Consider the following 19,993-nt stretch of genomic DNA (forward strand, 5'->3'; position numbering starts at 1 on the left):
AGCAATCGTGGAGAATTCGCCCAGCACCGAGATCCCGGCCGGCACCGACGGCGGGGAGTTGGGTGGCCATCTGCCCGAGCTGCCGGCCGGTTCGGCCCGGGTGGTGCCGCTCGGGCTGACCTTCGACGACGTCCTGCTCCAGCCGGGCGAGTCGGACGTCGTGCCCAGCCGCGTCAACACCCGCACCCGCCTCACCCGCAACATCGAGCTGACCGTGCCGCTGCTGTCCAGCGCGATGGACACCGTCACCGAGGCGCGGATGGCGATCGCCATGGCCCGCCAGGGCGGCATCGGCGTGCTGCACCGCAACCTCTCCGTCGAGGACCAGGCGCTCCAGGTCGACCTGGTGAAGCGCTCCGAGTCCGGCATGATCACCAACCCGGTGACCGCCAGCCCGGACGACACGCTGCGCGAGGTCGACGCGCTCTGCGGGCGCTACCGCATCTCCGGCGTGCCGGTGGTGGACGGGCAGGGCCAGCTGGTCGGCATCGTCACCAACCGCGACATGCGGTTCGTCTCCGACCCGGCCACGCCGGTGCGCGAGATCATGACCCGCACCCCGCTGATCACCGCCCCGGTCGGCGTGAGCAAGGACGACGCGCTCGGCCTGCTGCGCCAGCACAAGATCGAGAAGCTGCCGATCGTGGACGCGGGCGGCAAGCTGCGCGGCCTGATCACGGTCAAGGACTTCACCAAGAGCGAGCAGTACCCGAACGCCACCAAGGACGACGCGGGCCGGCTCCGGGTCGCCGCCGCGGTCGGTGTCGGCGAGGACGGCTACAAGCGCGCCCGTGCTCTGGTCGACGCCGGCGTGGACGTCGTCATCGTCGACACCGCGCACGGCCACCAGCGCGCCGTGCTGGAGATGGTCGCCCGGCTCAAGCGGGACGTCTCCATCGACATCGTGGGCGGCAACATCGCCACGTACGCGGGCGCGAAGGCGCTCGTCGAGGCCGGCGCGGACGGCGTGAAGGTGGGCGTCGGCCCGGGCGCCATCTGCACCACCCGGATCGTGGCCGGTGTGGGCGTACCGCAGATCACCGCGATCATGGAGGCGGCCCGCGCCGCCGGCCCGGCCGGTGTGCCGGTGATCGGTGACGGCGGCATCCAGTACTCGGGCGACATCGCCAAGGCGCTCGTCGCCGGCGCCGACACGGTGATGCTCGGCAGCCTGCTGGCCGGCTGCGAGGAGAGCCCCGGCGAGCTGATCTTCATCAACGGCAAGCAGTACAAGGCGTACCGGGGGATGGGCTCGCTCGGCGCGATGCAGTCGCGCGGCCAGGGCAAGTCCTACTCCAAGGACCGCTACTTCCAGCAGGACGTGCTCGCCGAGGACAAGCTCGTCCCGGAGGGCGTCGAGGGCCAGGTGCCCTACCGGGGGCCGCTCTCCGCCGTCGCCCACCAGCTCATCGGCGGGCTGCGCGCCGCGATGGGGTACGTGGGCGCGGAGAGCATCCCGGAGCTGCACCGGCGTGGCCAGCTCATCCGGATCACCGCGGCCGGGCTCAAGGAGAGCCACCCGCACGACATCCAGATGACCGTCGAGGCGCCCAACTACCACTCCCGCTGAACCACCACCCCCAACCACCTGGAGTCCCCCATGCGTGACGTGGTCGAGATCGGGCTGGGCAAGACCGCGCAGCGCGGCTACCACCTGGACGACATCGCCATCGTGCCGAGCCGCCGCACCCGGGACGTCGACGACGTCTCCACCGCGTGGCAGCTCGACGCGTACCAGTTCGGCATCCCCTGCGTCGCGCACCCCTCGGACGCGACCATGAGCCCCGCCTCGGCAGTCCGGCTCGGCCAGCTCGGCGGCCTCGGCGTGCTCAACGTCGAGGGCCTCTGGACCCGGTACGAGAACCCGGCCAAGATCCTGGAGGAGCTGGCCGGTCTCGGCGAGGACGCGCGGGCGACCAAGCGCCTCCAGGAGGTCTACGCCGAGCCGATCCGCCCCGACCTGATCGCCGAGCGGGTCCGCGAGCTGCGTGAGGGCGGCGGCACGGTGGCGGTACGGGTCTCCCCGCAGCACACCCTGGCGCTGGCCCCGGTGATCCTCGACGCCGGCGTGGACATCCTGGTCATCCAGGGCACGCTCGTCTCGGCCGAGCACGTCTCCACCACCGACGAGCCGCTCAACCTCAAGGAGTTCATCGCCGACCTGGACCTGCCGGTCGTCGTCGGCGGGTGCACCGACTACAAGACCGCGCTGCACCTGATGCGTACCGGCGCGGCCGGTGTGATCGTGGGCATCGGCGGCGACGACTGGTCGACCACCGAGTCGGTGCTCGGCATCCGGGTGCCGATGGCCACCGCCATCGCCGACGCCGCCGCTGCCCGCCGCGACTACCTGGACGAGACCGGCGGCCGGTACGTGCACCTGATCGCCGACGGCGACATGCAGACCTCCGGCGACATCGCCAAGGCGCTCGGCTGCGGTGCGGACGCGGTGATGCTCGGCGAGCCACTGTCGTTGTGCGAGGAGGCGCCGGCCGGGGGCGCCTGGTGGCACTCCGCGGCCAGCCACCCGTCGCTGCCCCGTGGGGCGTTCGAGGTGGCCGGTGAGCCGCTCGGCTCGATGGAGAAGCTGCTGTTCGGCCCGGCCGACGAGCCGGACGGCCAGCTCAACCTCTTCGGCGGCCTGCGCCGCGCGATGGCCAAGTGCGGCTACCGCGACCTGAAGGAGTTCCAGAAGGTCGGGCTGGTCCTCGACCGCTGAGCATCGGCTGAGCACCGCGCGACGGCGCGGGCGGCGGCCCGGACGTGTTCCGGCCCCGCCCGCGCCGTCGCGCGTCTAGGCTCGCCGGGTGGGACGGGGGCGGGTCTGGGCGGCAGGGCTGGTGACGGCGGCGCTCGCGCTGAGCGGGTGCACCGGCGGCGACGACAACGGGTTCCGGCCGGGCGCGGCGGACGCCGGTGACCCGTACGTGCCGGGAGCCGGCAACGGCGGCTACGACGTGGGCCACTACGCGCTGGACGTGCGGTACGACCCCGCGAGCGACCGGCTCACCGGCACCGCCACGCTGACCGTCACCGCCACCCGGGCGCTGTCCCGGTTCCAGCTCGACCTGGCCGGGCTGGACGTCGAGCGGGTGCGGGTGGACGGCGCGGTGGTGAAGCACCGCCACGACGGCGCCGAGCTGATCGTCACGCCGTCGGCCGGGCTGCCGTCGGGAAAGCGGTTCACCGTCGAGGTCGCGTACGGCGGGGTGCCGAAGCCGCTGCCGAACGCCGAACTGGGCGACGGCGGATTCCACGCCACACCGGACGGTGCGATAGCGCTCGGTCAGCCGGAGTCGGCGAGCACCTGGTACCCGGTCAACGACCACCCGTCGGACAAGGCCACCTACGACCTCGCGGTCACCGTGCCGGACGGCCTCGCCGCGCTGTCGAACGGCGTGCCGGAGGGGAGGACGTCGAGCGGCGGCTGGACCACCTGGCGCTGGGCGGAACGCGCGCCGATGGCCAGCTACCTGAGCACGCTGGTGATCGGCGACTACCGGGTCAGCAGCGGCACCCACGCCGGCAAGCCGCTCGTCACCGCCGTCGCCGCGGCGCTGCCCGCGGACGGGCCGGCCGCCGCGTCGGTGGCCCGCACCGGCGAGGTCGCCGACTTCCTGGCCGCGCGCTTCGGCCCGTACCCGTTCGAGGCGTACGGCGGCGTGGTGGTCGCCGACGAACGCATCCGGTACGCGCTGGAGACGCAGAGCCGTCCGGTCTACGGGCCGGCGTTCTTCCGCGGGGACCGACCGAACACCGAGGTGGTCGCGCACGAGCTGGCGCACCAGTGGTTCGGCGACAGCGTCTCGGTGGCCCGGTGGAGCGACATCTGGCTCAACGAGGGCTTCGCCACGTACGCCGAATGGCTCTGGGCCGAGCACGACGGCGGGCGCACAGTGGCGCAGACCGTCGTCGAGCGCTACGCGGCCACCGACTGGTCGAAGCCCACAGTCGACCCGGGCCGGGCCGGGATGTTCGGCGACGCGGTCTACCAGCGGGGCGCGCTCGCGGTGCATGCGCTGCGCCGCGCGGTGGGCGACGAGGCGTTCTACCGGGTGCTGCGCGGATGGCTGGCGCAGCACCGCGACGGCAACGTCACCACTGCTGATTTCATCGGGTACGCCGAACGAACGTCCGGGCGGCCGCTGCGGGCGCTGCTGGACGCCTGGCTGGTCGGGGGCACGCCACCGGGACTGCCGTGACGCACGCGTGACCGCCGCTGGGTAGGCTGCCGCGGTCGGAGCGGCCCGTGGGCGGGGCCGCCGAACGGGCCCCGGGAGGGATCGAGGCGATGACGCGGCGCGGCGCACGACGACGGATCGGGTTGCTGACCTGCGGCACGCTGCTGCTGGCCGGCTGCGGTTCGGCCGAGCCGGACCCGGGCCCGTCGTCCCCGGCCGGTCCCGCGCCGGCGACCTCGCGCAGCTTCGCGCCGGGCGCGGCCGGAGCCGGCGACGCGTACTTCCCGAGCTACGGCAACGGCGGGTACGACGTCGCGCACTACACGGTGAAGGTGCGCTACGACCCGGAGACGGACAAGCTCAGCGGCACCACCACGCTGCGGGCCACCGCGACCGCCGACCTGTCCGCGTTCAACCTGGACCTGGCCGGGCTGACCGTCCGCTCGGTGACTGTGGACGGCACCGCCGCCCGGCACAGCCGCACCGAGGACGAGCTGGTGATCACCCCGGCGATCGGGCTGACCTCCGGCAACGGGTTCACCGCCGAGATCCGGTACGACGGCCGACCGGAGGCGCTGCGTACCGAGGCGCTGGGCGAGGGCGGCTGGCTGCACACCGTCGACGGGGCGATCGCGCTCGGGCAGCCGGAGTCGGCGAGCACCTGGTTCCCGGTCAACGACCACCCGTCGGACAAGGCCACCTACGACATGGAGATCACCGTCCCGAAGGGACTCACGGCGGTCTCCAACGGCGTGCCGAAGGGGAAGGCGACCAGCGGCGCCTGGACCACCTGGAAGTGGTCGGAGACCGCGCCGGCCGCCAGTTACCTGACCACCGTGGCGATCGGGAAGTTCCGGGTCACCACCGGGCAGCACAAGGGACGGCCGGTCTACAGCGCGGTCACCACGCAGGTCGCCCAGGGGGCGCCGGACCGGTCCGTCGCGCGCACGGTCGAGGTCGCCGACTACCTGGAGAGCGTCTTCGGGCCGTACCCGTTCGACTCGTACGGCGGCGTCGTGATCGCCGACGAACGCATCCGGTACGCGCTGGAGACGCAGAGCCGGCCGGTCTACTCGGCGAGCTTCTTCCGGCAGGGCGACAACACCGGCGTGGTGGCGCACGAGCTGGCCCACCAGTGGTACGGCAACAGCGTGTCGATCCAGCGCTGGCAGGACATCTGGCTCAACGAAGGGCTGGCCACGTACGCCGAGTGGCTGTGGGCCGAGCACAGCGGCTCGACAACGGTTCAGCGCATGTTCGAGCAGAGGTACGCGAACGCCGGCGGGCAGGTGTGGCGTACGCCGCCGGGCAAGCCGGGCGTGGCGAACCTGTTCAGCCGCTCGGTCTACGACCGGGGCGGGATGACCGTGCACGCGCTGCGGGTGGCGGTGGGCGACACCGCGTTCTTCACCATCCTGCGCACCTGGGCGGCGGAGCGGAAGAACGGCAACGCCACCACCGCCGACTTCGTGGCGCTGGCCGAGCGGATCTCCGGCAAGAAGCTGGCGAAGGTCTTCGACCCGTGGCTGTACGGCACCGAGCGCCCGCCCGCCCCGAAGCCGCTGTAGGGCCTCTAGTTCTTGACGCGCAGCGACGGGTGGGCGGCCAGGAACGCGTCGGCCCGCCTGCCGCGCAGCGCGGTGAGGAAGTCGCGGCCGAGCGGCTTGAGCTGCTCACCCCGGTACGCGCCGCCGCTGCTCACCCCGGCGCCGGGCAGCACGACGAGCGTGAGCCGGTCGGCCGGCAGGCCACCCAGGACGTACGCGTAGTCGATCAGCTTCCGGCCGCCCCCGGCGTACACCAGGGTCTTGCCCAGCGCGGCCACCACCTGCTCGACCCGCTGCGGGTCGCGGGCCGTGCCCTGGTCGAGGATCTTGCGGGCCAGCGCCCGGAGCAGTTGCTGCTGGTGCCGTTGCCGGGTGTAGTCGCCGCCCGCGGTGTAGCGCTGCCGCGCGTAGTCGAGCGCCTGCCAGCCGGTCAGGTGGCGGGTGCCCTTCTCGTAGACCATCTGCGGCCCGGTGTAGCCGCCGCCGGTCAGCGTCCGCATGGTGCCGTCCGGGCGGCGGTGCCGGGACTCGACCCGCTGGTCGACGTAGAGGTCCACCCCGCCGAGCGTGTCCACCAGCTTGTCGAAGCCGCCGAACGTGATCACCGCCCCGGCGTCGATGCGCAGGCCGGTGTAGCGGGAGACGGTGGTGCGCAGCAGCTCGTACCCCTGGGCGGTGCTGGGGTTGCGCTTGTCGCCCGGCACCCGGCTGCCGTAGCTCATCGCGTGGGTGAGCTTGGTCCGGCCGCCCGGGTAGCGGGCCTTCGGGTACGGGGGGATGTCCACGACCAGGTCGCGGGGGAGCGAGAACAGGTACGCCTTGTCCAGCCCGGCCGGTACGTGCAGCAGCAGCACCGCGTCGGCGTGCGGCTCCCAGCCGGGGATGCTGACCCGGGTGTCGACGCCGACGAGCAGCAGGTTGAGCGGGCCCTTCAGGTCGGCGCCGGGCGGGGGTGCCGGGCTGGCGGTGGTCGGGGCGGGCGTCGGTGAGGCCGGCGGCGCGGTGCTCGGTCCGGCGGCCGGGGCGGCCGGGCGGTTCGCCACCAGCCGGGTGGTCACCACCGCTCCGGTGGCCACCAGCAGCGCCGCCACCAGTGCGGCCAGGCCCAGCAGGCGTCGTCTCGTCACGTTCGTTCCTCCCCGTGGAGTTCGACGCGCCGGGGGCCGCCGGAGGTTGCAGCGGCGGGAATCCCGGCGAATCGAGCGCTCTGCATGATCTGCGAAAAACACTTGCTGGCGCCATAGCTACCGGTCGGTAATGATGCGTTCATGCGTTACGACGTGCTCGTCATCGGTTCGGGCTTCGGCGGCAGCGTCACCGCGCTCCGGCTGGCCGAGAAGGGCTACACGGTGGGCGTCCTGGAGGCGGGGCGGCGCTTCGCCGACGACGAGTTCCCGCGTACGTCCTGGCGGGCGCGACGGTTCCTCTGGGCGCCCCGGCTCGGCTGCTTCGGGCTCCAGCGGATCACGCTGCTGCGCTCGGCCGACCGCAAGGCCGGAGGCGGCGTGCTGGTGCTCTCCGGCGCCGGGGTCGGCGGTGGGTCACTCGTCTACGCGAACACGCTCTACGAGCCGCTCGACGCGTTCTACGCCGACCCGCAGTGGCGGGACATCACCGACTGGCGCGACGAGCTGGCCCGCCACTACGACCAGGCGAAGCGGATGCTCGGCGTCACCACGTACCCGATCGACACCCGCGCGGACCAGGCCGTCCGCGCGGTGGCCGAGCGGATGGGGGTGGCGCACACCTACCACCCGACGCCGGTCGGGGTGCACATCGGGCGCCCCGGCGAGCGGGTGGCCGACCCGTACTTCGGCGGAGCCGGGCCGGACCGCACCGGGTGCAGCCACTGCGGGTCGTGCATGACCGGCTGCCGGCACGGCGCCAAGAACACGCTCGTGAAGAACTACCTCTGGCTGGCCGAGCGCCTCGGTGTGCAGGTGCACCCGCTGACCACGGTCACCGCCGTACGCCCGGACCCGGCCGGCGGCTACGCGGTGCACACCGAGCGCACCGGCGCCTGGCTGCGCAAGCGGCGCGAGGTGATCCACGCCGACCAGGTGGTGTTCGCGGCGGGTGCGCTCGGCACCCAGCGGCTGCTGCACGAGATGAAGTCGACGGGTGCCCTGCCGGCGCTCTCGCCCCGGCTGGGCGAGCTGACCCGCACCAACTCCGAGGCCATCCTCGGCGCCTCGGTGGCGCCCGGCGCGGCCCGGAAGCGCGGCCTCGACTTCACCGAGGGGGTGGCGATCACCAGCTCGTTCCACCCCGACGCGCAGACCCACATCGAGCCGGTCCGCTACGGCAAGGGCTCCAACGCGATGGGCCTGCTCCAGTCGCTGCTCGTCGACGGCGGTCCCCGCCGGGTCCGGCGCTGGCTCGGGAGCATCGTCCGGCAGCCCGTCCTGGCGGCGCGGATGCTGTCGGTACGCCGCTGGTCCGAGCGCACCGTGATCGCGCTCGTCATGCAGTCGGTCGACAACTCGCTGACCACCCGCTACCGCAAGGGGCGGCTGGTCTCCGGCCCCGGCCACGGCGCGCCCAACCCGACCTGGATCCCGGCCGGCAACACGGCGGCCCGGCTGCTCGCCGAGGAGATCGGCGGCACCCCCGGCGGGGCGGTCACCGAGCCGTTCAACATCCCGGTGACGGCGCACATCCTCGGCGGCGCGGTCATCGGCGCCACCCCGGACGAGGGGGTGATCGACCCCTGGCACCGGGTGTACGGCCACCCGGGGCTGCACGTGGTGGACGGCGCGGCGGTCTCGGCGAACCTGGGCGTCAACCCGTCGCTGACGATCACCGCGCAGGCCGAGCGGGCCATGTCGTACTGGCCGAACAAGGGCGAGGCGGACCCGCGCCCGGCGCTCGGGTCGGCGTACACCCGGGTCGAGCCGGTCCCGCCGCGGCGGCCGGCCGTCCCCGCGCACGCCCCCGCCGCCCTGCGGTGAAAGGAAGGGCCCCTTCTTAACGCCTCCGGTAGAGGAAGGGCCCCTTGTTAACACGTTCACCCCGCCACACCGCCGGGGCGCGTCCGCGCGGCCGGTGACTGTCGGTAGGCTTTGCGCACATGAGCACGCCTCGCCCCGTCCTCGTGGTGGACTTCGGAGCCCAGTACGCCCAGCTCATCGCGCGCCGTGTCCGCGAGGCGAAGGTCTACTCGGAGATCGTCCCGCATTCCATGCCGGTGTCCGAGATGCTGGCCAAGAACCCGGCCGCGATCATCCTGTCCGGCGGCCCGGCCAGCGTCTACGCGCCTGACGCGCCGCAGATCGACGCCGGGATGTTCGACGCCGGCGTGCCGGTTTTCGGCATCTGCTACGGCTTCCAGGCCATGGCCCAGGCGCTCGGCGGCACCGTCGCGCGCACCGGCAACCGCGAGTACGGCGGCACGCCGCTGCGCCCGCGCCTGACCGAGCCCGGTGTGCTGCTGCGCGACCTGCCGGCCGACCTGCCGGTCTGGATGAGCCACGGCGACTGCGTCACCGAGGCCCCGGACGGCTTCACCGTGACCGCCGAGTCGGCGGGCGCCCCGGTCGCCGCGTTCGAGGATCTGGCCGGGCGCCGGGCCGGCGTGCAGTTCCACCCGGAGGTCGGGCACACCGCGCACGGCCAGGAGATGCTCAGCCGCTTCCTGTACGACATCGCCGGCATCGAGCCGACGTGGACGCCGTCGAACATCATCGACGAGCAGGTCGCCCGGATCCGCGAGCAGATCGGCGACAAGGAGGTCATCTGCGGCCTCTCCGGCGGTGTCGACTCGGCGGTCGCCGCCGCGCTCGTGCACCGTGCCGTGGGTGACCAGCTCACCTGCGTGTTCGTGGACCACGGGCTGCTGCGGGCCGGTGAGGCCGAGCAGGTCGAGAAGGACTACGTGGCGGCGACCGGCATCAAGCTCAAGGTGGTCGACGCGCGGGAGCGGTTCCTCGGCGCGCTCGCCGGGGTGACCGACCCGGAGCAGAAGCGCAAGATCATCGGCCGGGAGTTCATCCGCGTCTTCGAGGCCGCCGCCCGGGAGATCGCCGCGCACGGCGACGTGGAATACCTGGTGCAGGGCACGCTCTACCCGGACGTGGTGGAGTCCGGCGGCGGCACCGGCACCGCCAACATCAAGAGCCACCACAACGTCGGCGGCCTGCCCGAGGACCTGAAGTTCGCCCTGGTCGAGCCGCTGCGCACGCTGTTCAAGGACGAGGTCCGCACGATCGGCCTGGAGCTGGGACTGCCCGAGGCGATGGTGTGGCGGCACCCGTTCCCCGGTCCGGGCCTGGCCATCCGGATCATCGGCGCGGTCGACGAGGAGCGCCTCGCCGTGCTCCGCAAGGCCGACCTGATCGCCCGGCAGGAGCTGACCGCGGCCGGTCTGGACCGGGGCGTCTGGCAGTTCCCGGTGGTGCTGCTGGCCGATGTGCGCAGCGTCGGGGTGCAGGGCGACGGGCGCACCTACGGCCACCCGGTGGTGCTGCGCCCGGTCTCCAGCGAGGACGCGATGACCGCCGACTGGTCCCGGCTGCCCTACGACGTGGTGGCCCGGATCTCCACCCGGATCACCAACGAGGTCGCCGAGGTCAACCGCGTGGTCCTGGACGTCACCAGCAAGCCGCCGGGCACCATCGAGTGGGAGTGACGCGGCTCAGGCCGCGGGCGGCGTCTGCGGGCCGGCCTGCGGCCCGCCCGGCGTCCGCGGCTCGGTCGGCGTAGCCGGCGGGACCGGCCCGGCCGGCGGGACCGGCGGCCAGCCCGGCGCGGTGCCCGGCGGGTGCGGCCAGGCGGGCGCGCCGGCCGGCTCCTCGGGCATCAGGAACCACATGATCGGGTACGCGAGCGCGGCGAGCCCGCCGGTGAGCACGGTGGCGGTCGCGAAGATCACCCGGATCAGCGTGGGGTCGGCGGCGAAGTAGCGGCCGAGGCCGCTCGCCACACCGGCGATCATGCGGTCGCTGACCGGCCGGCGGAGCTGCTTGTACGGGGCCTGGGAGGGGTTCGGGAAGGTCATGTGTCAACGGTCCCGCGCGCCGCGGCGGGCGACCTCGGTGACCGCCCGGACGCCTACCCTGAGCTGCCCCTGAGACGCCAGCGGAGAGTCAGGAATCTGACTCTTTTCGATGTCGGTAACCCGCTACGGGGAGAATTTGCTCCCGTGACCACCTCGCTGGAGCCGCTCCGCAGGATCGCGGCATACGCAGTTTGTGCTGACTCAAACGGCCGAGTGTTGCTGGTCCGCGCATCGGAGCGCTCCGGCACCCCCGGCACCTGGTCGCTCCCCGGAGGAGCGGTCGACCACGGTGAGGACCCCAAACACACGGTCGTCCGGGAGACCGCTGCCGAGACCGGGCTCTCGGTGGCGGTCGCCGGCCTCCAGGACGTGCTCGCCGACATGCGGGCGCTGCCCGAGCGGCACATCACGATCCACACCGACCGGCTTCTCTACACCGTGTCGGTCCGCGGCGGGACGCTCACCGAGCGGGTCGACCGCCCGACCGACCTGGCCCGCTGGTTCACCCTCGACGAGGCCCGGGAGCTGCCGCTGCGGTCGTTCACCGCACGCGCCCTGGGCCTGCCCACCTCCACCGACGACATCGTGCCGGAGGAGGTGCCCGAGTTCCCCTCGTTCTACGCCGTCCCCGGCCCGGACGGGCTGCACCGGGCGCAGCGTTTCGCCGCGTACGCGGTGGTGACCGACCCGGAGGAGCGGGTGCTGCTGACCCGGGTGTCCGACGGCTACCCGGGCGCCGGCTGCTGGCACCTGCCCGGCGGCGGCACCGACTACGGCGAGCAGCCGGGCGCGGCGCTGATCCGGGAACTGGTCGAGGAGACCGGCCAGACCGGCCGCCTGGTCGAGTTGCTCGGGGTGGCCAGCCACCGGGACGCCGCCTCGCTCGGCCCGGAGGGCTACCCGATCGACTGGCACGGCGTACGCGCCTTCTACCGGGTGGTCGTCGACCAGCCCGCGCCGCCCACCGTTGCCGACATCGGCGGTTCGACCTGCGAGGCCCGCTGGTTCCGCCGCGAGGAACTCGGCGCCCTCCCCACCGACCGCCTCACCGAGGTGACGGCCGAAGCAGTCCAGGCCGCCCACCTCCTCTGACCCACCCACCCCCGCCCTCCGGGCGCCCACCCCGGCGATCATGAAGTTGACGGCGCGAAATGTCCGCCTCGGTACCGCTAACCTCATGATCGACGGAGTGGGGCGCGGGGAGAGCGCGGGGGCGCGCGGGCGGGGGAGGGTGCTGTGGAGCAGCGGCGGCGGGTCGGGGCCTACGGGGTGCTGCGGGACTCCGACGGGCGGGTGTTGCTGGCGCGCGGTTCGGCGAGGTGCCCGTACCCGGGGGTGTGGCAGTTGCCCGGCGGCGGCGTCGAACACGCCGAGCACCCGGCCGACACGGTGGTACGCGAGTTCGCCGAGGAGACCGGCCTGACCGTCGCGCTCGGCGCGATCCGGGCCGCGGTGGCCGACGTGGCCGCGTTCGCCGACCTGGGGATCGCGCTGCACACCGATCGGTTGGTCTTCGAGGTCGAGGCGCGCGGCGGGCGGCTGCGGCCGGAGCCGGCCGGTGGCAGCGACGAGGTCGGCTGGTTCACGCCCGACGAGGCAGCCGCCCGGCAGCTGATGCCGTTCACCGCCGAGCTGCTCGGCCTGCCTGTGACTCCGCTGCCGGCCGACCTGCCCCGGGCGCTGCCCGCCGAGCCGGCCGGGCCGTCCGTCGACCGCCGGCAGCGCTTCGCCGCGTACGGGCTGGTCACCGACCCCGCCGACCGGGTGCTGCTCACCATGATCGCCGACGGTTATCCGGGCGCGGGCCGCTGGCACCTGCCCGGTGGCGGCACCGACCACGGCGAGCAGCCGGCCGCCGGGCTGCTGCGCGAGCTGGTCGAGGAGGCCGGGCAGCTGGGCCGGGTGGTCGACCTGATCGCCGTGGACAACCTGCACAACCCGGCCGCGCTCGGCCCGGAGGGCCGCCCGCTGGACTGGCACGGCGTCCGGGTGATCTACCGGGTACGCGTGGACGCGCCGACCGACGCGGTGGTGACCGAGCTGGCCGGCGGCTCCACCGCACGGGCCGCCTGGTTCGCCCCGGAGCAGGTCACCGGTCTGTCGATGACCGACGTGGCGGCCCGGGCCACCGGGCAGCGGGTGAGCTGAATCGCTCGCCGAGCCGCCCTGGGTGACCTCCGGTACAGTCGGAAGTACGGCTGACCGACGAAAACGGGCGTTGAGGCCCGAGATGGGAATGAGTGGGCGGTTCGCGCGGTTAAGGGAGATATAAGTACCGCCGGCAGCTATCGCCAAGCCCCTGTCCCCTGTGCAATGGTGTACTCCGCAAAAGGGCTGCCGGACCCGAAAGGTCCGGCACGAGACAGCCGGACACCCGCCCCGCAGTGGGCGGCCAGCCGATCCGGTGATGGAGGAAACGTGCCGAGAGCCCCATGGCGCCGGCGTCGTACGACTGACAGTCCGCGCCCCGCAGGGCGTCGCTGGGCGGGCAGGTTGCGCCGCAGCAGTACGTTCGCCCGCCAGGTGCTGCTGGTCCGGGTGGGCCGCCGGGACGGCGCGGCCGTCTCCGGGACCGACCTGGTCACCCCCGACCACCGTTACGCCGACCGCCAGCGCCTCCGCTACGGCCGGCTCGACACCGACATCGAAGCGGTACGGCCCATCAGCCCGGCGCTTCCCCCGGCGACACCCGTCGACGACGAGTCCCCGGCGATGTCGATCCCGCTCCTGCCGGGTGAGCGCACCGCCGCCCGCCGGGCCAAGTTCGCGCTCGTCAACGCGTGCACGCTGAGCAGCCTCATGCTCGGCATGCTGGCCATCTTCCTGGCCATGCGCGGTGAGGTGCAGATCGCCGCGATCTGCCTGATCGCGTGCGTCGCGTTCGACGGCCTCGACGGCGCGCTGGCCCGCAAGCTCGGTGTGGCCAGCCCGTTCGGCGCGCAGATGGACTCGCTCGCCGACATGTGCTCGTTCGGCCTCGCCGCGCCGGTCGTGGTCTACGCCTCGCTCGCCGGTTCGGCGCCGCCGGCCGCCGCCGCGGTCTCCTGCGCGCTCGTCGCCGCGTGCGCGGCCGTCCGGCTCGCCCGGTTCAACGTCTCGCCGAAGGACGGCCGCTTCTTCTGCGGCGTGCCGACCACCATGGCGGCGGCAGTGCTCGCCCTGACCGTGGCCATCGGCGTGCCGGTCCCCGGCCTGGTCATGGTGGCCGGCGTGGCGCTGCTCGCCTTCGCCATGGTGTCCAGCTTCCCGTACGCGAAGCTCGCCCGGCTGCTGAAGCTGCCGCCGTGGCTCTGGCTGGCCCCGGTGGTCGGCGCGCTCGTCGACATCCGGCTCACGTTCGCCCTCGTGGTGGTGGGCTACCTGGTCAGCGGGCCGCTGCTCTGGCTGCACCAGCGCCGTACCGCCTGACCCGAGAACGACAGAAGGGGCGCCGCGAGAGCGGCGCCCCTTCTCTCATGTCCGGCGCTCAGCGCCAGCGGGCGATCACCGTCGCGCCGCCGACCACCTTGTCGCCCGGACCGACGAGCGGGTCCGCGGCGTCGGCCGGCAGGTAGACGTCGGTACGCGAGCCGAACCGGATCAGGCCGAAGCGCTCACCCCGGGCCAGCAGCGAACCCACGGGCGCCCGCTGCACGATCCGGCGGGCGATCAGCCCGGTGCGCTGCGCCACCACCACGGTGCCGTGGTCGGTGTCCAGCACCGTGTACGCCGCCACGTTGTGCTCGGCGTCCGGCTTCATGGCGTTGACGAACCCGCCGTCGGCGACGAAGTAGTCGACCACCTTGCCGGCCACCGGAGCGCGGTTGACGTGCACGTCCAGCACCGACAGGAAGACCGCGATCCGCAGCCACTCGCCGTCACCGAAGCGCTCGTCCTGAAGGCGCTGCACGGACAGCACCTGACCATCCGCCGAGGCGACCACCGCCGACGGGTCCTCCGGCACGTCCCGCTCCGGGTCGCGGAAGAACGCGGCCACCGGCGCGGCGGCCAGCGCCGGCAGCAGCCAGAGCTTCGACTTCGGCCGCGCGGCCCGGGCCAGGGCGGCCAGGCCGAGCGTGATGCCGGCCGCGGCCACCCCGTTCGAGTCGATGTGCATGCCCCGGGTCAGCGGCACGCTCGACGGCCGGTACGCAGGGGACAGCGAGGCCGCGAGCGCGACCGGCGCCGGGGTGAACCGCAGGTGGTGCACGCGTACCGGCGGGGTGTTGCGCAGCACCAGGTCGGTGCGTACGCCGTGCAGCACGCCCTGCCGGTCCAGCTCGCCGTCGGCGCCCTCGGTGCGGAACAGCGGCGCGGCGACGCTCAGCACCGCGCCCTCGGCGAGGTATTTCGCCAGCCCGTCGATCGCGACGCGCGCCTCGTCCGCGGTGCCGGTGAACGGCTCGGCGACGACCACCACCGCGGCGGCGTCCGCCTCGGCGAGGGTGTCGACCACGCGTACCCGGTCGGCGACCCAGCGGCCCTGCGCGGTCACGTGTTCGCGCAGCGCGGCCGCCGCGGCGCCCTCCGCCGGCACCACTGTGAGCCGGTCGCCGGGGAGCAGCGCCTCGATCGCGGCGGCCAGCACCGCGGACTCCGGGGTCGCGCCGACCAGCAGGCCGGCCTTCGGGTCGTTACGCCGGGCGAACTCGCTGACGAGCGTGCGGGCGGCGCGCTCGCCGATGCGGACCGCACCGGAGGGAGCGGTGACGCGCACGGCGGGGGACTGGGTCATGTCGGACGGGCTCCTGACGAGATAGCGAACGGACGGGGCGGCTCCGGCGACCCGGCCGGCGGCTCCGGCATGGTCGGGGTGCGCGGGCCGGCCGGCGGAGACGAGATCTCCGCCGACCAGCATAGGCCGCGTCCGGAGGGCGCCGCAGTGGCGCGGTCAGGCCGGATCCCCCGGCGTACGGCGCTGCGGAGCCGCCTCGTCGGCCGGTGGCTCGAGCGGCGGCAGTTCGCGGGTGGCCGGTTCCGCGGAGTCGGTCGTGGCCTCGGTGGCCCACTCGTCGGTGCGGTCGGGCGTCTCCGGGCCGGCGGTCGTCTCCGCGCTGCCGGCGGTCTCCGGGCCTGCGGCCGGGGAGCCGTACGGCGCCGAGACCGTGACGTCTGGCGCGGGCTGCGTGGTGGGCTGCTCCGGGGGGCGGCCCGAGCGCAGCGCGCCGATCAGCCCGAGCAGTCCGATCAGCACCAGCCCGCCGGCCAGGAACCAGCCGACCGGGGGTACGGAGAGGCCGAGGATCCGGGCCAGCAGCCACCAGACGGACAGGCCGAGGAAGACGAGTCCGAAAGCGAACGACACGATGTCGGTACGGTGTGCCTTCACCGGGTCACCTCCAGCTTGCCGGCGTTCACGTGGACGTAGAGGCGCAGCTTGCCGCCACCGGGACCGTCGGCGCCCGGGTCGGTGGTCTCCCACTGACGACCGCCGAGCCCGCCGCTGCGCCGGCCGAAGACAGTGGCGTCGCCGGCGTTCACGTCGGCCACAGTGGTCACGTCGACGTCCGGCGGTACGACAACTGTCGCGTTGCCGAGGTTCACGTCGACAGTCACCTGGACGTCCTGCTTGTCGAAGTCGATCCCGCGCAGGTCGAGCGTCGCGTCACCGAGGTTGTTCTCGTACCGGTCGGCCAGGTCGCGCAGGTCGGTCGGCGCCCAGGTGACGTTGCCGTCGATGCCGCGTACCCGGTCGTAGGACTCGGCGACGGTGGCGATGCCGAGCGCCGCCGCTGTCACCAGGCCCAGGGCGATCAGCCAGCGGGCCCGGCCGAACCAGGTGCCGACGAGCAGACCGAGGCCGATGGTCGCGAGTACCGCGGCGAAGTAGCCGGCGGCGCCGACCGGGAAGACGTCGAGCAGGTCGAGCATTGCGACCATGCCGAGCGCCAGGAAGATCAGCGAGAACGTGATCGCGCCGAGCGGCGAGCGCTCCTTGGGCCGCTTCGGCGGTCGCGGCGGCCGGACCGGTGGCGGAAAGGGCGGCGGGACGGGCGGCGATCCGGCGTACGGGCCGTGCGGGGCGAACGGCGGCCGGTAACCGCCGGGCGGCAGCGGTGCGCCCACCGGCGCGGGCGGCGGCACGGCGGCCGGCTCGTCCAGCCGGGCCCCGGCGTCCCGCGCGCCCGGCCAGGCCGGGTTCGCGCCGTACGCGGGCCAGGTGGCGGTGTCGGCGACCGGGCCGGTCACGTGCTGCATCGCGACGGTCGTCGGCTCGGACGGGCCCGGCCGGGTGCCGGCCGCGGCGGGCCAGCCCGGCGCCGGCAGCGTCGGGTAGCCGGTAGTAGGCCCGGGGTGGCCCGGCTCGCGCTCCGCCTCGGACGTGGCCGGGTGCCCCGGCTCGGACGGCGCCGCCGGCGGGTAGCCCGGCTCGGACGCGGACACCGGCGGGTAGCCGGGCTCGGACGCGGACACCGGCGGGTAGCCGGGCTCGGCGGGCATGCCGCCGGACGGCGCCGCCGCGGGGTGTGCCGGTCCGGCGGGTGTGCCGGTCCACTGTGCCGCGGGGGGAGCCGCGGTCCAGGTGCCCGGCGCCGGGGCCGGCGGCGCGGGCCAGGCCACCGGTGGTACCGGACCCGGCGGGGGACCGTGCGGCGGCGCCGGCTGAGCCGGCCGCTGCGCCGGGCCGCGCTGCTCGCGGTTGAGCAGGAGCGCGCCGCCGATCAGGATCACCGCACCGAGCAGGATCGCCCGGAACCCGTCGGTGACGACGTAGGCGAAGCCGAGCGCCACCACGATGCCGAGCACGATCACCGTGATGGGGGACATGCTGGACCGGCCCCGGCCGAGCATGGCCTCCACCGGCGAGGCGGTGTCGCCCTCGCCGGGGATGATCAGCCAGCCGGCGACGTACACGATGATCCCGATGCCGCCGAAGAAGCCGAGCACGGCCAGCAGCACTCGCCACAGCACCGGGTCGGTGTTCGTGGCCCGGCCGATGGCGGCGCACACCCCGGCCAGGTAGCGGCCCTCACGGGGGCGTACCAGGCCGTACCGGGTGGTGAAGCCGGCGGCGCCGGGCGGTGGGGCGTACCCACCGGGTGGCGGACCGCCGAACGGCGTGCCGCCGCCGGGCGGCGGGGTCGCCTGGTCGGTGGGTGCCGCTCCCGGCGGGGGCGGCGGGGCGTCCTGTGCTGCCGCCCAGGGGCGGGGCGGACGGGCAGCGTCCTCGTTCATGCCTTCGATACTGCTGCCCCGGCCGCCCGAGCAGCCTCCGGACCCGACCCTGACCCCACCCTGAGATCCTCCGCCGGTGAAACTCCGGGGCGTCCCCGTGGTCCCGGGCGTCGCGGCCGTGTGACGATCGGGGCGTCGGCGCCGCCGGCATGTCCGCCTCGACCTGGGAGCCTCCGATCAGCAGCACCCCCGCCCCGCACGCCCCGCGCCTCTACCGGGCCACCGACCACCGGCTGGCCGCCGGGGTGGCCGCGGGCATCGCCGAGCACCTGGGCATCCCGGTGCTGCGGGTACGCGTGGCGTTCATGGTGCTGCTCGGGCTGAGCGGTCTCGGCCTGTTGCTCTACGCCGCCTTCTGGGCGGTGGTCCCGCCCCGCCCCGGCGACACCGCCGTCCCGCCCCGCCGCGACCTCGCCCAGCTGCTGCCGTTCGTGGTGATCGGGCTCGGCGTGCTGCTGCTCCAGGTGGTGGCGTTCAACTCGGTGGGCGCGGCCGGCACCGCCGGCTGGCTGGTGGCGATCATCGCGGTCGGCGCGGGCGTCATCTGGCACCAGTCCGCCCCGGAGCGCCGCCGGCAGTGGGGCGACTCGGCGGTGCCCTGGCTGGGCGCGGTGGTGGAGGAGAGCGACAGGCGCGCGTTCGTGCTGCGCTTCATCGGCGGCGGCGTGCTCGTCGCGGTGGGCATCATCGGCGTGGCGGCCGTCTACTCGCCGGCGCAGAACTTCGACGCGGTGCTCAACGGCGTGATCTTCGCGCTGGTCGGGCTGGCCGGCGTGGGTGTGGTCACCGGTCCGGTGCTCTGGCGCACCTGGAACCAGCTCCGCTCCGAGCGGGAGGGCCGCATCCGTGAGCAGGAGCGCGCCGAACTGGCCGCGATGGTGCACGACCAGGTCCTGCACACGCTGGCCCTGATCCAGCGCAACGCCAGCGACGTCAAGACGGTGCAGCGTCTGGCCCGGGGCCAGGAGCGCTCGCTGCGCAACTGGCTCTACAAGCCGGCCGCCTCGCCCACCGAGCGCTTCGCGGCCGCCCTGGAGCAGGCCGCCGCCGAGGTGGAGGACACGTTCGCCATCACCGTCGAGGTGGTGGTGGTCGGCGACCGGGAGACCGACGAGCGGGTGGGCGCGATCGTGGCCGCCGCCCGGGAGGCCCTGGTCAACGCGGCCCGCCACGCCGGTGTGCAGACCGTGTCGCTGTACGCCGAGGTGGAGCCGGAGCAGGTGAGCGTGTTCGTCCGGGACCGGGGCAAGGGCTTCGACCCGGATACGGTGGAGAATCACCGGCACGGCGTCCGGGGCTCGATCATCGGACGGATGAAGCGGCACGGCGGCCGGGCGGAGATCCGGTCCGAGCCGGGGGAAGGGACCGAGGTCCGGCTGATCCTGCCGATCAGCGGCTCCGGCTCCACGGCGGAAAGGGACAAGTGACATGTCCGAGCAGGAACCGGTCGAGGGTACGGCGCCGAGCGGGCCGCTGCGGGTGTTCCTCGTCGACGACCACGCGATGTTCCGGGCCGGCGTCCGCGCCGAGCTGGGCACGCGCGTGGAGGTGGTCGGTGAGGCCAGCTCGGTGGCCGAGGCGGTGACCCGGATCGCCGCCACCGCTCCGGACGTGGTGCTGCTCGACGTGCACATGCCCGATGGTGGTGGCCGCGCGGTGCTGGAGGCGATGCGGCGTACCCACCCGCAGGTGCGGTTCCTGGCGCTGAGCGTCTCCGACGCCGCCGAGGACGTGATCGGCCTGATCCGCGCCGGCGCGCGGGGGTACGTCACGAAGACGATCTCGCCGGAGGAGCTGACCGACGCGATCCGGCGGGTGGCCGACGGCGACGCGGTGTTCAGCCCGCGGCTGGCCGGGTTCGTGCTCGACGCGTTCGCCTCCCGGCCGGACGCGCCGGTGGCCGACCCCGAGCTGGACCAGCTCACCAACCGTGAGCGCGAGGTGCTGCGGCTGCTCGCCCGGGGGTACGCGTACAAGGAGATCGCCAAGGAGCTGTACATCTCGATCAAGACGGTCGAGACGCACGTCTCCAACGTGTTGCGCAAGCTCCAGATGTCGAACCGGTACGAGCTGTCCCGGTGGGCCGCCGACCGCCGGCTGGTCTAGGAACCGAC

At 73.9% G+C, this 19,993-nt stretch carries 16 protein-coding genes; 11 read left to right on the forward strand and 5 right to left on the reverse strand.

All coding sequences use genetic code 11. From position 1 onward, the window contains the following. The first annotated feature begins 7 nt into the window (after positions 1-7). The 4 genes from guaB (at position 8) to FHX31_RS01935 (ending at position 5,749) form a co-directional block, all read left to right on the forward strand. A complete protein-coding gene (guaB, locus tag FHX31_RS01920; RefSeq protein ID WP_030269408.1) occupies positions 8-1,570 on the forward strand; it encodes an IMP dehydrogenase in 1,563 nt (520 codons plus the stop codon). A gap of 30 nt (positions 1,571-1,600) precedes the next feature. Further along, a complete protein-coding gene (locus tag FHX31_RS01925) occupies positions 1,601-2,719 on the forward strand; it encodes a GuaB3 family IMP dehydrogenase-related protein (RefSeq protein ID WP_013288539.1) in 1,119 nt (372 codons plus the stop codon). An 88-nt stretch (positions 2,720-2,807) separates the two neighbouring features. After that, the gene (locus FHX31_RS01930; RefSeq protein ID WP_184974817.1) at positions 2,808-4,202 is read left to right on the forward strand and encodes a M1 family metallopeptidase; all 1,395 of its coding nucleotides are present in this window, start codon (positions 2,808-2,810) and stop codon (positions 4,200-4,202) included. Positions 4,203-4,291: 89 nt separating this feature from the next. After that, positions 4,292-5,749, forward strand: a complete 1,458-nt coding sequence (locus FHX31_RS01935) for a M1 family metallopeptidase (RefSeq protein ID WP_013288537.1) — start codon at positions 4,292-4,294, stop codon at positions 5,747-5,749. A 5-nt stretch (positions 5,750-5,754) separates the two neighbouring features. On the opposite strand, the gene FHX31_RS01940 is transcribed toward FHX31_RS01935, so the two are convergent. Beyond that, a complete protein-coding gene (locus tag FHX31_RS01940) occupies positions 5,755-6,855 on the reverse strand; it encodes an LCP family protein (RefSeq protein ID WP_184974819.1) in 1,101 nt (366 codons plus the stop codon). Positions 6,856-6,996: 141 nt separating this feature from the next. Between FHX31_RS01940 and FHX31_RS01945 the strand changes: the two genes are divergently transcribed. Together FHX31_RS01945 and guaA are read left to right on the forward strand one after the other, a co-directional pair. Continuing rightward, entirely contained in the window at positions 6,997-8,679 is a 1,683-nt protein-coding gene (locus tag FHX31_RS01945) for an FAD-dependent oxidoreductase (protein WP_184974822.1), read from the forward strand. 119 nt (positions 8,680-8,798) lie between these two features. Then, positions 8,799-10,355, forward strand: a complete 1,557-nt coding sequence (gene guaA / locus FHX31_RS01950) for a glutamine-hydrolyzing GMP synthase (protein ID WP_114918816.1) — start codon at positions 8,799-8,801, stop codon at positions 10,353-10,355. 6 nt (positions 10,356-10,361) lie between these two features. On the opposite strand, the gene FHX31_RS01955 is transcribed toward guaA, so the two are convergent. Further along, the gene (locus FHX31_RS01955) at positions 10,362-10,724 is read right to left on the reverse strand and encodes a PspC domain-containing protein (protein ID WP_013288533.1); all 363 of its coding nucleotides are present in this window, start codon (positions 10,722-10,724) and stop codon (positions 10,362-10,364) included. Between the two features lie 144 nt (positions 10,725-10,868). Between FHX31_RS01955 and FHX31_RS01960 the strand changes: the two genes are divergently transcribed. The 3 genes from FHX31_RS01960 to FHX31_RS01970 all read left to right on the forward strand — a co-directional run bounded on the left by FHX31_RS01960 (position 10,869) and on the right by FHX31_RS01970 (position 14,132). Further along, the gene (locus tag FHX31_RS01960) at positions 10,869-11,816 is read left to right on the forward strand and encodes an NUDIX hydrolase (RefSeq protein WP_013288532.1); all 948 of its coding nucleotides are present in this window, start codon (positions 10,869-10,871) and stop codon (positions 11,814-11,816) included. Between the two features lie 144 nt (positions 11,817-11,960). After that, the gene (locus FHX31_RS01965; protein ID WP_145822617.1) at positions 11,961-12,872 is read left to right on the forward strand and encodes an NUDIX hydrolase; all 912 of its coding nucleotides are present in this window, start codon (positions 11,961-11,963) and stop codon (positions 12,870-12,872) included. 345 nt (positions 12,873-13,217) lie between these two features. Then, entirely contained in the window at positions 13,218-14,132 is a 915-nt protein-coding gene (locus tag FHX31_RS01970; protein ID WP_013288530.1) for a CDP-alcohol phosphatidyltransferase family protein, read from the forward strand. A gap of 58 nt (positions 14,133-14,190) precedes the next feature. On the opposite strand, the gene FHX31_RS01975 is transcribed toward FHX31_RS01970, so the two are convergent. The 3 genes from FHX31_RS01975 to FHX31_RS01985 all read right to left on the reverse strand — a co-directional run bounded on the left by FHX31_RS01975 (position 14,191) and on the right by FHX31_RS01985 (position 17,879). After that, on the reverse strand, positions 14,191-15,438 hold the full coding sequence (locus FHX31_RS01975; RefSeq protein ID WP_013473638.1) for a phosphatidylserine decarboxylase: 1,248 nt from the start codon (positions 15,436-15,438) through the stop codon (positions 14,191-14,193). A gap of 156 nt (positions 15,439-15,594) precedes the next feature. Further along, positions 15,595-16,032, reverse strand: coding sequence for a hypothetical protein (locus FHX31_RS01980; RefSeq protein WP_184974825.1), 438 nt, complete (start codon positions 16,030-16,032; stop codon positions 15,595-15,597). Further along, a complete protein-coding gene (locus FHX31_RS01985) occupies positions 16,029-17,879 on the reverse strand; it encodes a PspC domain-containing protein (RefSeq protein WP_030269419.1) in 1,851 nt (616 codons plus the stop codon). The genes FHX31_RS01980 and FHX31_RS01985 overlap by 4 nt, the downstream gene beginning before the upstream one ends. 149 nt (positions 17,880-18,028) lie before the next feature. Between FHX31_RS01985 and FHX31_RS01990 the strand changes: the two genes are divergently transcribed. Then, complete coding sequence (locus FHX31_RS01990) at positions 18,029-19,306, forward strand: PspC domain-containing protein (RefSeq protein WP_184974827.1); 1,278 nt, start codon at positions 18,029-18,031, stop codon at positions 19,304-19,306. Between the two features lies 1 nt (position 19,307). Continuing rightward, positions 19,308-19,985 (forward strand): response regulator, encoded by a 678-nt coding sequence (locus tag FHX31_RS01995; protein WP_013473634.1) that lies wholly within the window; start codon positions 19,308-19,310, stop codon positions 19,983-19,985. The last annotated feature ends 8 nt before the right edge of the window (positions 19,986-19,993 follow it).

Source organism: Micromonospora sp. CNZ286 (assembly GCF_014207755.1).